The organism is Streptococcus oralis, from assembly GCF_001075875.1.
GTDB classification, from domain to species: Bacteria; Bacillota; Bacilli; order Lactobacillales; family Streptococcaceae; genus Streptococcus; species Streptococcus oralis_I.
In genome coordinates this window covers 1-13,694 of sequence record NZ_JUOS01000104.1, presented here as the reverse complement: position 1 = coordinate 13,694, position 13,694 = coordinate 1, and the positions used below count along the sequence as shown (strand labels likewise).

The window sequence follows — 13,694 nt, the reverse complement described above, 5'->3', positions numbered from 1 at the left end:
CTTGATTTTCTGAAATATTGGCCTTCAAACTTGTCTGAGAAAGAGCCTGGAAATAATCTTGAGTTAAGAATAGTTGTTGAGATATTTTTTCAAATTGAATAACAAGCTTATTATTTCTTCTTTCAACACGATTGACAAATACTTTATCAAGATATGCTTTAGCTAATCCAATTTCTAAAAGGTAAGCAACCACATCTGGATATTCTCCAAAACGATCGATCAACTCATCTTGTAATCCCTCATAGTTGACACGGTTATCAATCTGACGAATTCTCTTGTAAATTTCAATTTTATGTCGTTCATCTGAAATGTACTCATCCGGAAGATAAGCGTCAATTTGTAGAATTAATTCAGCATTTCCTTTTTCACGTTTTTTGTCAGTTCCATTTTTCTTAGCTATTGCTTCTTCTAACAACTGAGAGTACAACTCAAAACCAACAGAATCAATAAAACCAGACTGCGAACTTCCTAAAAGATTACCCGCTCCACGAATGGATAAATCACGCATAGCGATTTTGAAACCAGAACCCAGTTCAGTAAAACCTTTGATAGCTTCTAATCTCTTCTCAGAAACTTCTGTCAAAGTTTTATCTGGACGATACATAAGATAAGCATAAGCGATTCGGTTACTACGACCAACCCGACCTCTTAATTGATACAAGGTAGACAGACCCATATGATCCGCATTTTCAATAAATAAAGTATTTGCATTTGGAATATCCACTCCTGTTTCAATAATCGTAGTGGTGACAAGAATATCATACTGTCCTTCTATAAAGTCAAGTAGCGTATTCTCCAAACGAATTTCACTCATTTGTCCATGAACAAAGCCAATCGAAGCTTCTGGAATCAACTCTTGTAACTCTGAAACCTTTTTTTCAATCGTGTCAACTTTGTTGTAAAGATAGTAAACTTGACCACCACGATCCATTTCTCTCAATACAGCATCACGAATGACACGATCATTTTGTTCCAGAACATAGGTTTGAACAGGATATCGATTTGTTGGAGGAGTCTCTATGACTGATAAATCTCGGATACCCAGCATAGACATATGAAGAGTTCGAGGAATTGGTGTAGCTGTCAAGGTTAAGACATCAACCTTCTTTTTTAATTCCTTCAAAGCTTCCTTATGCTTAACACCAAATCGTTGTTCTTCATCAATAATCATCAACCCCAAATCAGCAAACTCAACATCTTTAGATAATACTCTATGGGTCCCTATCAAGATGTCTACTTGACCTTTTTTTAATTTCTCAAGTGTCTCAGTCTGTTCTTTTTTACTTCTGAAACGACTTAAAACATCTACGTTAACAGCAAATTGCTCAAATCTTTCCTTGAAATTACTGTAATGTTGCTGAGCAAGAACGGTAGTTGGTACTAAAACGACAACCTGTTTATGATCATTGATAGCCTTAAATGCAGCTCGCATGGCCACCTCAGTCTTACCAAAACCAACATCTCCAACTAAAAGTCGGTCCATCGGTTGAGAAGCCTGCATATCTTTCTTGATCTCTTCGATACTTCGAAGTTGGTCCTCAGTCTCTACATATGGGAATGCTTCGTCAAAAGCAACCTGATCTTCATCATCTTTTGAAAATGCATATCCTTTAAGTTGACTTCTCTCGGCATATAACTTAATCAAGTCATCTGCAATATCTTCAACTTGACTCTTTACTTTTTGCTTGGCTTTTTTAAAACGTCCATCGTTTAATTTGTTTAACTTTGGAGCCTTACCATCACTAGAGACATACTTAGAAAGAGTCTGTATCTGCTCTACAGGGATGGAAATACGGTCTCCATTTTGATATAGGACACTTACGTAGTCTCGATGAATTCCTTTGATTTCAATCGTTTCAATCCCTAAATATTGACCAATACCATGAATTTGATGAACAACATAATCTCCTTTTTGGAGCTCGTTATAATCTTTTAATCGCTCAGCGTTGCTTATATTTTGTCTTCTATATTTCCGTTTAATCTTCTTTTTTAAAATCTCATATTCAGTGATAAATACAAGATTTTCATCTACAAAATGAAATCCATGACGAAGATTTCCTTCAACAAGATTGACAGTTCCTTTACAGATTTCACTTTCATTACTATTATCAACTTTAATATCATATTCATCAAGAATCGTTGACAGTTTCTTTAATTCTGTTTTGGTACTTGATTGAAGAACAATTGTATACTTCAATTTTTTATAACGTTCAATTTCTTCCTTCAGAAAAGAAAACTGATTAAAGAACTCCTGCATAGGATACTGATTAAATTGATACAGATAATCAAATTTTAGATTTCCAAGCCCTTTTTGGAAATTTGAAAAGAAACTAGCTGGTAAATATTTTTTGAATTGACTTTCTACATCAGCAAAATATTGTAAACTTGACACTGTTTTACTATTGTGTAAATCATCTGTAAAGTAGCTAGCGGTTTCCTTATCAAAAGCATCGTACTGATTCAAGATTTTTTGAAAATCATCAAAGATAATAGGAATTTGATTCAAATAGTCTATCAATGTCCATTGTTTTTTATAAAATACAGACAAAAACTTGCGAATATCTGCATGAAGAACTTGCTCTTTCGTGCAACTAAAAACTTCTTCTAAGTAAGACTTTAAAGTTGGAGAAAGTGCCTTATCAATCTCATGTTCTAAAAATTTCTGACCACGATGATAATCTTCAAAAGTTAGTAAAATATCACTTGCTGGATATATCAGTACTTTAGACTGACTGTCTTTAGAAAGCTGAGTTTCAGTATCAAATTCTCTTATACCATCAATTTCATCACCAAAAAATTCTATCCGGTAAGGAGATAGTTGAGAAGTTTCAAAGATATCCAGGATATCTCCACGAAGGCTAAACTCTCCCTGACTTTGAACTTGTGTAACTTTCTTATAACCAAGGGAAATCAAGTGATTTTTTAATTCTCTTTGTTCGCATTCCAGGCCCACTTGAAGTTCTAAGATACTATCATCAAAAACTTGAGGACTTGGTAAGAATACCCGACTAGCTGCGACGTTACAAACTAAAATCCCTCTTTGATACTCATCTCGTAGAAAACGCAAAGCTTCAACCCGAGAAAAAAACTTTTCCTGAGATGATACTAAAAATTCGACCATCGGTGAATCATCTACTAGAAATGGATAAACTAGATCCGAACCTAATATGGAGATTAAATCATTGACCAGACGCTCCGCCTCTCCATATGTGGAAGTTATCACTAAAACCTTATCCTGACTCTTCAGACTACTAGCAATCGCTAACGATTTTGCTGATCCAGAAAGTCCTAGCAATAATTGTCTTTGTTGCTGTGGTAAGTTCTTATGCCAAGATAGAATTTGTTTATTCTCTAAAAAGAAATCGATTAATGCCATTTCCTTACCCATTATATTTCTGCATCGTCTTTTCAAAGTTTTTTTCTTGTAAATAATAATTTACAGCATCGTCAACCTTGTCAATAGATTGTAAAATACCAATATAATCTTCTTGATCAAACTTACTCAAAACATGGTGAACAACAGACATTCCTTTTTTAGGTCTACCAATACCAATCTTTACACGATTGAAAATCTGTGTACCGATATGTTGAATAATCGACTTAATTCCATTATGACCACCAGCTGATCCCTTGGCTCTCAAGCGAATTTTTCCTACTTCCATATCAAGATCATCGTAAATAATCAGTAAATCTTCAATATCTAAACCATAGTAGGTTAACAATGCATGAACAGCTTTTCCACTTTCATTCATAAAAGTCGTCGGTTTCACCAGATAAATTTTTTCACCGTTAAGAAAAAATGAGGCTAACTCAGCTTGGAATATCTTATCGTGTGTAAAGGTAACATTCTGTTTTTTTGCTAGTTGGTCAATCAGCATAAATCCAACATTATGTTTAGTTTCAAAATATTTATCCCCTGGATTTCCCAATCCTACAAGTAATTTTGTCATTTATATTTCCTTTCAAAAGTCAAAAGGGTTGGAATTTTTTTCCAACCTAATTGACATTATTTTAAATACTGATTATACGTTAAAGCGGAATTCCATAATATCGCCATCTTGCACGATATATTCTTTTCCTTCTTCACGCAAACGTCCAGCTTCTTTTACAGCCTTTTCAGAGCCGTATTTTACCAAATCGTCATAAGACATGGTCACTGCACGAATAAATCCTTTTTCAAAGTCAGAGTGGATGATACCAGCTGCTTGAGGAGCTTTCATGCCACGTTTAAAGGTCCATGCACGAACCTCTTTTTCACCAGCTGTGAAGTAAGTTCCAAGTCCTAGTAGATGATAAGCAGCTCGAGTCAATTTGTCAACTCCTGATTCTGTCAAACCAATGGCTTCAAGAAACTCTTTTTTATCTTCATCGTCTAACTCAGAAATTTCTTCTTCAGCACGCGCTGAAATAACCACTACCTCTGCATTTTCTGTTGCTGCGAATTCACGAATTTGCTTCACATAATCGATAGATTCTGGGTCTCCAACGACATCCTCATCAACGTTAGCTACATAAAGAACAGGTTTCGTGGTCAAAAGGAAAAGACCTTTGACTACTTTTTGCTCTTCATCTGTAAATTCAATGGTACGTGCTGATTTACCGTCTTCAAGAACAGGTTTAATCTTTTGAAGAACGTTAAATTCTGCAACTGATTCCTTATCTTTTTGTGTACGCGCCATTTTTTCTACACGCGCATAGCGTTTATTGACTGATTCTAAGTCAGCAAGAATCAACTCTAGGTTAATAGTATCAATATCTGCTAGCGGATCCACAAAGGCATCTTCACGACCTTGCTCACGCATGACATTTTCATCATCAAAGGCACGAACCACATGAACAATCGCATCAACTTCACGGATATTGGCCAAGAATTTATTTCCCAAACCTTCTCCTCTTGATGCTCCTTTTACAATCCCTGCAATATCTGTAAATTCAAAGGTTGTTGGAACTGTCTTTTTAGGAGTAATCATTTCCGTCAATTTTTGGAGGCGTTCATCTGGAACTTCTACCATTCCAACGTTTGGATCAATGGTCGCAAAAGGATAGTTTGCAGCCTCTGCTCCTGCTTTTGTAATTGCATTAAATAGGGTTGATTTACCAACGTTTGGTAAACCAACGATACCTGCTGTTAAAGCCATAGTTTCTCATTCTCCGTTCACATTTCAATCTTCAATATTATAACACAAAAAGGGAAAACTTGCTAACCCTCTAACTAGGGTTCTTAGTCGATGATTTTACTCATTTTTCTTTCAAAATCATAGCGACTCATCATGACTACGTGGTCACAATTACTACATTTTATTTTGATATCTGCACCAACACGGGTAATTTCCCAGCGATTTGCCTTTTTGCCTGTTGACTTAATCGTACAAGCATGAGGTTTTTTCATTTCAACAAAATTTCCAACTTGATACATAGTTAGTCTCCTTTTTCGATTATATCATAAAAGAGGCGAGCTAGGCTCAACCTCTTTCCATTAATTTGTACGAACTGGCGTGATGAGCTGCATGAAATCTTCATCTGTATCAGCTGGAACCAAAGTAAATGGACGAACTGCTGAAATAAAGCTGATTGTAACCTTTTCGCTATTTAGAGCTTTTAGTGCTTCAATCAAATAAGTTGGGTTGAAACTAATTGTCAAATCAGCACCACTTACATTTTCAGTATCAATTTCTTCGTTTACTTTCCCTACTTCTGGAGAGTGAACATGGGCACTTACAATTCCTTCTTTGATTTCTAATTTAACAGTACCATTTTGTGTCGCACTTGATAAGAGGCGAGCACGTTCCATAGACTGGCGTAGTTTAGCAACGTCAAAAGTCACTGTTGTATTGAAATCTGTTGGAATCAATCGATCGGTATCTGGATAATTTCCTTCTAAGAGACGTGTGTAGAAGCTAATATTTTCACTTCTAAAGAGAATTTGATTATTGGCGAAGAAAATCTCCACTGTTTCGATATCATCAGTAAAAACAGCTGAAAATTCACGTAGCGAACGACTTGGGATGACAACATCAAAATCATCGCTATTTTTTTCAAGAGTCAACTTTTTCTGACTAAGACGGTGAGAGTCTGTCGCAACTGTTTTTAATTCTTTATGATTGCTCAAGACAAAATGTACCCCCGTCAAAATAGGACGGCTTTCTTGGGTGCTAGCTGCAAAAGCTGTTTCATTGATAATCTTTTTAAGAAGTTTTGTTTCAAGAACTAAAGGATTGCTTGCAGAAATTTCCTGAATACGTGGATATTGCTCGCTATCTTTTCCTTTAAGAGTAATCTCTGATTTTCCACTAGTTAAGACAATTTGCTTTTGTTCAATCTCTTTAAAATCAAGTGTTACATCTGGAAGACTTGAAACAACATTGATAAAGAAAGAAGCTTCCAGTAGAACTGAACCTAAAGAGTTAATCAAGAGACCTGCATTTTCATTTTTTTGCGATATAAAATTTTCGATTGAGATTTGACCATTTGATCCAATCAAGGTAATTCCTTCATTGGTAACATCAATTTTTACAGTCGATAAGATAGGAATTGCATTCTTTGAGCTAATAGCTCTCTTTGTTGTATTTAAGGCTTGTAAAAATAAGTTTTTATTAATTGAAAAATGAATCATGGATTCTCCTTTATTCTTTTTATTATTAGAAGGATAATAGTAATAATAGAGTGTGTGAAATCTGTGGAAAAACACTTGTAATCAAGAAAATTCAAGGACAGAGCCTTGTTTAAAAAATGTGGATAAATAAGAGATTTTTGTAAAAGTTATCCACAAGTTATTTAATTTTCTTTTTGATGTTTTCAATTTCTATACGTAAATTATCATCTGTTTCAAGCATGGATTTGATTTTTCCATGAGCGTGAATTACCGTTGTGTGGTCTTTACCACCAAACTCTTTTCCAATCTTAGGAAGGCTATTATCAGTCATTTCTCTGGCTAGATACATAGCAACTTGACGGGCTAAAACGATATTTTGAACACGTCTAGTTCCTTTCATTTCCTTGACACTAACACCATAGAAGTTTCCAACTTCTGTTTGGATTTTATCAATTGGAATCACAATCATTTTGCTGACGTCTTGTTTACGAGCACGAATAGCTTCAGCGGCAATATCAACTGTGATATCGTTAATCTTTTTGACTTTGGCCATTAGGCTGATATCATTGAGTGCACCCTCGAGTTCTCGCACGTTAGAGTCAAATTGTCCGGCCAAATATTCGAGTGTATCATTCTGAAAATGATAATTGAGATGTTCAGTCTTACTCTGTAAAATAGCAATACGTGTTTCAAAATCAGGTGGTGTGATATCTGTCGTTAATCCCCACGAGAAGCGCGTGACCAGACGTTCAGGTAGACTCTCTAAATGTTCAGGCCTACGGTCGCTTGTTAAAACAATTTGTTTATTATTATTGTGAAGGGCATTAAAAGTATTGAAAAACTCTTCTTGAGTTTGTACTTTCTTTCCACTAAGAGATTGAATATCATCAATGAGTAGGAGGTCTAAACTACGATAAGTTTTTTTAAATTTTTCCATATCATTGAGTCTCAAATGCTCTAGAAATTCATTAATGAAGCTTTCAGCAGGTATGTATTTAACACGCGCATTTGGACTCTTTTTTAGAATTTCATTCCCAAGGGCATTTAACAAGTGAGTTTTTCCCAGTCCAGGACCTCCATAGATAAATAGAGGATTATAAGTTAGTCCAGGATCTTCAGAAACTGCTAAAGCTGCGGACTTAGCCCAAACATTACCATTTCCTTGGACAAAATTATCGAAAGTATACTTTTCCTTGAGTCCAGTTTCAGAATATGGAATAGTGGACAGATTTTGCTGATAGTTATTTGTAGACTCAGAATGTAGGTCTACTTGAGAGGCAGCCTCTTCAACTTTCGTGAAGACATAATGGGCTTTTATTTCAGTATCATAGATTTCAAAACCTGCCGCTAAAAGCATCCCATTGATATTTCTTTCCCAGAATATCTGCATTTCATCTCGGGGTAAGAAAATCGTTGCAGTAGTCTCTTCAACTTTAACAAGTTTCGCGTCTAAAATATAGAAATCATAAACTGACTGAGTTAATTTATCATGTGCAAGTTCTAAAAGACGATTCCAAAATTGTTTTTCCTTCAATGATTTCCTCCTCCTTTACTATAGAATTAAAAAGGTTTATTGATAGAATCATTTTACCATAGATAAGATTATTTTTCCACAAGTTGTGGAAAACAATTAACAATGTTTTTAACTGTTATCCACAAAATGTGGATAACTAAGAAAAATTCTGAAATACTGGGCTTTTAAAAACTAAAATGCAGTGGATAACTATGTTCGTTAAGAATACTAAAATAACAGCCTTATTTCAGGCTGTTAATAAATTGTTGGTATTCATCTTGGTTATGGAAAGAAATAGTAATTTTACCACTATCTTTTTTTTGTAGCTTAATATGAACATCTAATCCGAGTATTTTTTTTAATGTTTGCTCTTCCTCTTTGACAAAGTGATCTTTTTCTTTTTTGCTGATCTTCTTCGTTTTTTGTAGTATCTGTTCAACTTGTCGAACAGAGAGATTTTCAGTTTGAATACGATTCAAGAGTTTATCTTGTTTATCACTTGATAATTGAATGAGGAGTCTAGCATGAGCCTGGGAAAGCTTCCCACTTTCAACTTTTGTTAGGATATGTTTAGGTAGCCCTAACAATCGAACTAGATTTGTAATATAAGGTCGAGATTTCCCCATTTTTTCAGCAATTTCTGTGTGGGTAAAACCTTTATCAATTAAGGACTGATATGCTTTAGCTTCCTCGATTGGATTTAAATTTTCTCGTTGGAGATTCTCAATGATAGAATGAAGCATCATATCTTGATCAGAAAGTTGCTTAACAATGACAGGAACTTCGGAAAGACCAGCAACTATAGATGCACGATATCGTCTTTCTCCAGCTAAAATCTCGTATCCAAGTACAGGAGATTTTCTAACGATAATAGGCTGAATCAAGCCGTTTTCCTTAATAGATTGTGCCAGTTCTTGTATTTTTTCTTCTGAAAATTCCTTACGAGGTTGATAGGGATTTTTTTGAATATCTTTTATTTGAACAATTTTAAATTCTTCCATAATTCTACATTATCACAACTTAGATATTCTGTAAAGCAACTTTACATATCTGTAAATTACTTATCTAAATCACTAGTACTCTTATCTAATTTAATAGTTGTTGTTTCTTCCTTACCATCACGGTAGTAAGTAACAGTCATACTGTCTCCAATGGAGTGACTATATAGAGCACTTTGTAATTCAGTAGTGGAAGAAATAGCTTTATCATCTATTTTTGTAATGACGTCATATTGTTGCAGATGTCCATTGGCAGGCATATTTTTTTGAACAGAACGAACAGCGACACCAGAAGTAACATTTCCAGGAAGTTTTAGTTTTTGAAGATCAGTTGTACTAAGATTTGATAAGTTAACCATGTGGATTCCAAGAGCAGGTCGAGTTACTTTTCCATCTTTTTCTAATTGTTTAATAATATTGATTACGTCATTTGCAGGAATGGCAAAACCAAGACCTTCGACAGATGTTCCACCATTAGAGGCGATCTTACTTGATGTAATACCGATAACTTGGCCTTGGATATTAATCAAAGGACCGCCAGAGTTACCAGGGTTAATAGCTGTATCTGTTTGAATAGCATTGGTTGAGATAGCTTGTCCGTCTTCAGATTTTAGAGAGACATTTCTATTTAAACTTGATACAATCCCTTGAGTTACAGTGTTGGCATATTCAGAACCAAGAGGACTTCCGATTGCAATAGCTGTTTCTCCAACTGTTAATTGACTAGAATCACCAAATTCAGCTACTGTAGTGACCTTATCTGCAGCAATTTTTACAACGGCAATATCTGAATAAGTATCAGAACCCACAATTTCACCAGGGACTTTTGTGCCATCTGCTAAACGAATATCAACTTTTTTAGCGCCATTAATAACGTGAGTATTGGTTACAAGGTAGGCAGTATCCCCTTCCTTTTTATAAATGACCCCAGAACCTTCGCTGTATACTTGTTCAGCATTGGTATCTGTATCAGTTTCATCAGATCCGAGTAAACTATTTTGAGAATTTGATGAGTAAGTAATGACAGATACAACAGCATCTTTAACTTTATCGACTGCCTGTGTAGTTGAGTTTTCATTTTTTACAGCTGTTTTGCTGACAGTCGTTGTAGTTGTCGTACCACTATTTTGTTTTTGACTGAACTGCAATGTTGTAAAAGTACCTAAAACCCCACTAAAAAAGCTAATGAGAATGACTAATAAAAGTTGTCCCAATTTTTTGGAACTAGTTTTTAAGTTTTTCATAGAAGCCTCCATGTTTTTTTATCAATGAAAGTATAAAATAGCTAGCTTAATCCAAGCTTAAAAACAAAAAAGTTTTTCACAATCTGTGGATAACTTTCAAAAAACTGTGAATTTATTGAAGTTTTTCAAAATCTTATCTGTGAATAAGATGTGAAATTGAGTGTGAATATGTTAGAATAGAAGAATGAAAATTAAAGTGGTAACAGTTGGAAAACTGAAAGAAAAATATCTCAAAGATGGCATAGCAGAATACTCCAAGAGAATTTCACGCTTTGCTAATCTAGAAATGATTGAGTTGGCTGATGAAAAAACACCAGATCGGGCCAGCGAATCTGAAAATCAAAAGATTTTGGAGTTGGAAGGGAACCGCATTCTTGCTAAAGTAGGGGAACGTGATTTTGCAGTTGTTTTAGCTATTGAAGGAACAACTTTTTCTTCTGAAGAGTTCAGTAAGCAGCTTGAAAGAGCTTCTATCAATGGATTTTCAACAATCACTTTTATCATTGGTGGGAGTTTAGGACTATCTCCAGAGGTGAAAAAGAGAGCCAATATCTCTGTTAGTTTTGGTAGATTGACGCTTCCTCATCAACTAATGAGATTAGTCTTAGTAGAACAAATTTATAGAGCGTTTTCGATTCAACAGGGCTCTCCCTATCATAAATAGATGATTGACTAAGCTAGCTTTTTTTGATAAGATAGATTAGTAAGGTCTCATAGCTCAGCTGGATAGAGCATTCGCCTTCTAAGCGAACGGTCGCAGGTTCGAATCCTGCTGGGATCAGTGTTAAATCGTAAGCTGGGAAAAAATCCCAGCTTTTTTTGTAAAAATTTGACATTTCAGAATAAAATTTGAGCATTTGAGAAATAATTCTCTATAGGTATCGTAGATTTTATATAATATTTTTGTAAGTTAATTTACAAGAAAAACATTATAGGAGTTTATATTATGAAAAAGAATACAGATTTTGCTCAGATGAAAGATTTCCAACAATTGAACGAAAAAGAACTGCAGGAAATTAGAGGTGGGGAATGGAGACCTCCATATACAATAAATAATTTTCTTTTTCCAAAAAGAAAGTAAGTAAAAATAAAGGTGGGAAATAATGAATTTATTAGGATTAGTAATTGCTATTGTTTATGTTTTTATTATTAGTAAAATTCATGAATGGGTTTGTAAAGCAACTAGAAAAGACCAATATTTTTTTAGTCTTTATATATTTCTAATACCATTAGTATTGGAAATAATTCTCTATTTCTTGAAATTAGATAGTTTTAGTTTGTCTAAATTTTTATTTCCTTTCCTCCTATTTGGTTACTTTGTTGGATTTAAGAAGTATGAGAAATCTAAGGGAATTTTTATCAGTCTATTATTTTCTCTTTTATATAATAGTACTAATAACTTTTTATCAGTAACCTTATCATCTATTACAGGAGATGAGTTTGCATTGAAGTATAACAATTATTTTTCTCTATTTATCCTGATCTTAACTTATTTGGTTATTAAAGTTGTTGTGTCTTATTTCCATCTCGAATTTAAATATTTTGATAAAGACTATCTATATCCTTTTATGAAGAAAGTGCTCTTTGCATTTATTTTTCTACACGTTGTCTCTTTCACTTCAGATATTGTGAGTACGATTCGTCACTTAAATGGTTTTGGAAGTATTTTATCATCCATTGTTTTTGTTGGTCTACTTTTGACTTTTTTCTCCATGAATTCTCACAAAGTTCAGATAGAAAAAGAAATCGAATTGGAACAAAAGAAGTTTGAGCAAAAACATTTACAAGCTTACACGGATGAGATTGTTGCCTTATATAATGAAATTCGTGGTTTTCGCCATGATTATACAGGCATGCTTGTGAGCTTAAGAATGGCGATCGAAAGTAAAGATTTACAAGAAATTGACAGAGTTTACAGTGAAGTTCTTGTAAAGGCGAATCAAAAATTACGTTCAGATAAGTATACTTATTTCGATTTGAACAATATTGAGGATTCAGCACTTCGTAGTTTGATTGCTCAATCTATTGTCAATGCGAAAACTAATGATGTAGAGTACACACTAGAGGTAAAAGATATCATCACACCTTTGTCTATGGAATTATTAGACTTGGTGCGCGTGATGAGCGTTCTGCTCAATAATGCTGTTGAAGGGGCAGTTGAAAGCTATCAAAAACAACTAGAGGTAGCTATCATCAAATTGGATCTTGAAACCCTAGTTGTTATCCAAAACTCTTGTAAAAAAAGAAAGGTAAAATCTGAAGATTTATTTGAATTAGGATTTTCAACTAAAGGAAGACATAGAGGACTTGGACTCAATAATGTTAAAGAAATTTTAGGAAAATATGACAATGTTATTTTAGAAACAGAAATTGATAATGATGTATTTAAACAAGTGATTAGATTTAAGAGGGAACTGATATGAAAGTATTAATTTTAGAAGATATTATAGAACACCAAGTAAGGTTGGAAACAACTTTGAATAAAATTTCTAAGGAAACAAATATTCCTATCTCCTATAAAACAACAGGAAAAGTGAGAGAGTTTATAGAATATGTAGAGCATGATGAAGTTAATCAGCTGTATTTTCTAGATATTGATATCAATGGAATTGAGAGAAAAGGATTTGAGGTTGCTCAATTTATTCGTCACCGCAATCCTTATGCCATTATTGTTTTTATTACAAGTCGATCTGAATTTGCTACCTTGACTTATAAATACAAAGTTTCAGCATTGGATTTCATTGATAAAGAAACCAGTGATCAAGTTTTTAAAAATAGAGTTGCCGACTGTGTGCTTTACACTAAGACTACTTTACTTGAAAACCAATCAGTCGTTGATTATTTTGATTATAGTTATAAAGGAAATGATCTTTGTATTCCTTATCATGATATTCTCTACATTGAGACAACTGGAACTTCTCATAAATTACGAATTGTAGGTAAGAATTTTGCCAAAGAATTCTATGGAACAATGACAGATATTCAAGAAAAGGATAAGGAAACCCAACGTTTTTATCTAGCTCACAAGTCATTTTTAGTCAATATTGGTAATGTGAGAGAAATTGATCGTAAAAAAATGGAAGTTGTATTTTATGAAGATCATCGTTGTCCTATCTCTCGCCTAAAAACTAAAAAATTGAGAGAACTAATGGCTAAAAACCAAAAAAAGTAATTGACAATTTTTGATAAATTGATATAATGGTTATATCTGCTACAGGTAGAGGGTCCGTTGGTTAAGAAATCGTCTTTTCATAGCGGTAACACGGGTTCTAATTCCGTACGGACTATTTAATCCGCCATAGCTCAGTTGGTAGTAGCGCATGACTGTTAATCATGATGTCGTAGGT

Annotated in this window: 12 protein-coding genes and 1 tRNA gene; 5 read left to right on the top strand and 8 right to left on the bottom strand. The window is 34.1% G+C overall.

From position 1 onward, the window contains the following. From mfd to ADM33_RS06195, 8 genes are all read right to left on the bottom strand, one after another. The coding region (mfd, locus tag ADM33_RS06230) for a transcription-repair coupling factor (RefSeq protein ID WP_193390758.1) at positions 1 to 3,388 on the bottom strand (3,388 nt) is incomplete at its 3' end. Next, positions 3,381 to 3,950 (bottom strand): aminoacyl-tRNA hydrolase, encoded by a 570-nt coding sequence (gene pth / locus ADM33_RS06225; protein WP_049503821.1) that lies wholly within the window; start codon positions 3,948 to 3,950, stop codon positions 3,381 to 3,383. The genes pth and mfd, both read right to left, overlap by 8 nt. Positions 3,951 to 4,022: 72 nt before the next feature. Continuing rightward, positions 4,023 to 5,138, bottom strand: a complete 1,116-nt coding sequence (gene ychF, locus ADM33_RS06220; RefSeq protein WP_049503819.1) for a redox-regulated ATPase YchF — start codon at positions 5,136 to 5,138, stop codon at positions 4,023 to 4,025. Positions 5,139 to 5,221: 83 nt separating this feature from the next. Next, positions 5,222 to 5,416 carry a DUF951 domain-containing protein gene (locus ADM33_RS06215; RefSeq protein ID WP_049503817.1) on the bottom strand — a complete coding sequence of 65 codons (195 nt, stop codon included), beginning with the start codon at positions 5,414 to 5,416 and terminating at the stop codon, positions 5,222 to 5,224. Positions 5,417 to 5,476: 60 nt separating this feature from the next. Further along, the gene (gene dnaN / locus ADM33_RS06210; RefSeq protein WP_049503816.1) at positions 5,477 to 6,613 is read right to left on the bottom strand and encodes a DNA polymerase III subunit beta; all 1,137 of its coding nucleotides are present in this window, start codon (positions 6,611 to 6,613) and stop codon (positions 5,477 to 5,479) included. Between the two features lie 157 nt (positions 6,614 to 6,770). Then, entirely contained in the window at positions 6,771 to 8,126 is a 1,356-nt protein-coding gene (dnaA, locus tag ADM33_RS06205; protein ID WP_049503814.1) for a chromosomal replication initiator protein DnaA, read from the bottom strand. A gap of 221 nt (positions 8,127 to 8,347) precedes the next feature. Continuing rightward, entirely contained in the window at positions 8,348 to 9,106 is a 759-nt protein-coding gene (locus ADM33_RS06200) for a ParB/RepB/Spo0J family partition protein (protein WP_049503812.1), read from the bottom strand. A gap of 56 nt (positions 9,107 to 9,162) precedes the next feature. Then, positions 9,163 to 10,347, bottom strand: coding sequence for a S1C family serine protease (locus ADM33_RS06195; protein ID WP_049503810.1), 1,185 nt, complete (start codon positions 10,345 to 10,347; stop codon positions 9,163 to 9,165). A 184-nt stretch (positions 10,348 to 10,531) separates the two neighbouring features. Between ADM33_RS06195 and rlmH the strand changes: the two genes are divergently transcribed. The 5 genes from rlmH (at position 10,532) to comE (ending at position 13,519) form a co-directional block, all read left to right on the top strand. Continuing rightward, positions 10,532 to 11,011 (top strand): 23S rRNA (pseudouridine(1915)-N(3))-methyltransferase RlmH, encoded by a 480-nt coding sequence (gene rlmH, locus ADM33_RS06190; RefSeq protein ID WP_049503808.1) that lies wholly within the window; start codon positions 10,532 to 10,534, stop codon positions 11,009 to 11,011. A gap of 43 nt (positions 11,012 to 11,054) precedes the next feature. Beyond that, positions 11,055 to 11,128, top strand: a tRNA-Arg gene (locus ADM33_RS06185). Positions 11,129 to 11,293: 165 nt separating this feature from the next. Further along, positions 11,294 to 11,428 carry a competence-stimulating peptide ComC gene (comC, locus tag ADM33_RS11245; protein WP_152901835.1) on the top strand — a complete coding sequence of 45 codons (135 nt, stop codon included), beginning with the start codon at positions 11,294 to 11,296 and terminating at the stop codon, positions 11,426 to 11,428. Positions 11,429 to 11,450: 22 nt separating this feature from the next. Next, positions 11,451 to 12,770, top strand: a complete 1,320-nt coding sequence (gene comD / locus ADM33_RS06180) for a competence system sensor histidine kinase ComD (protein WP_049503806.1) — start codon at positions 11,451 to 11,453, stop codon at positions 12,768 to 12,770. After that, the gene (comE, locus tag ADM33_RS06175) at positions 12,767 to 13,519 is read left to right on the top strand and encodes a competence system response regulator transcription factor ComE (protein ID WP_049503805.1); all 753 of its coding nucleotides are present in this window, start codon (positions 12,767 to 12,769) and stop codon (positions 13,517 to 13,519) included. The genes comD and comE overlap by 4 nt, the downstream gene beginning before the upstream one ends. The last annotated feature ends 175 nt before the right edge of the window (positions 13,520 to 13,694 follow it).

What these genes read in the sequence shown, in the direction of transcription:
- ADM33_RS06215 (WP_049503817.1), bottom strand. Translation starts at nt 5,416, where the DNA reads ATGTATCAAGTTGGAAATTTTGTTGAAATGAAAAAACCTCATGCTTGT.
- rlmH (WP_049503808.1), top strand. Translation starts at nt 10,532, where the DNA reads ATGAAAATTAAAGTGGTAACAGTTGGAAAACTGAAAGAAAAATATCTC.
- ychF (WP_049503819.1), bottom strand. Translation starts at nt 5,138, where the DNA reads ATGGCTTTAACAGCAGGTATCGTTGGTTTACCAAACGTTGGTAAATCA.
- comC (WP_152901835.1), top strand. Translation starts at nt 11,294, where the DNA reads ATGAAAAAGAATACAGATTTTGCTCAGATGAAAGATTTCCAACAATTG.
- ADM33_RS06200 (WP_049503812.1), bottom strand. Translation starts at nt 9,106, where the DNA reads ATGGAAGAATTTAAAATTGTTCAAATAAAAGATATTCAAAAAAATCCC.
- pth (WP_049503821.1), bottom strand. Translation starts at nt 3,950, where the DNA reads ATGACAAAATTACTTGTAGGATTGGGAAATCCAGGGGATAAATATTTT.
- dnaN (WP_049503816.1), bottom strand. Translation starts at nt 6,613, where the DNA reads ATGATTCATTTTTCAATTAATAAAAACTTATTTTTACAAGCCTTAAAT.
- comE (WP_049503805.1), top strand. Translation starts at nt 12,767, where the DNA reads ATGAAAGTATTAATTTTAGAAGATATTATAGAACACCAAGTAAGGTTG.
- ADM33_RS06195 (WP_049503810.1), bottom strand. Translation starts at nt 10,347, where the DNA reads ATGAAAAACTTAAAAACTAGTTCCAAAAAATTGGGACAACTTTTATTA.
- comD (WP_049503806.1), top strand. Translation starts at nt 11,451, where the DNA reads ATGAATTTATTAGGATTAGTAATTGCTATTGTTTATGTTTTTATTATT.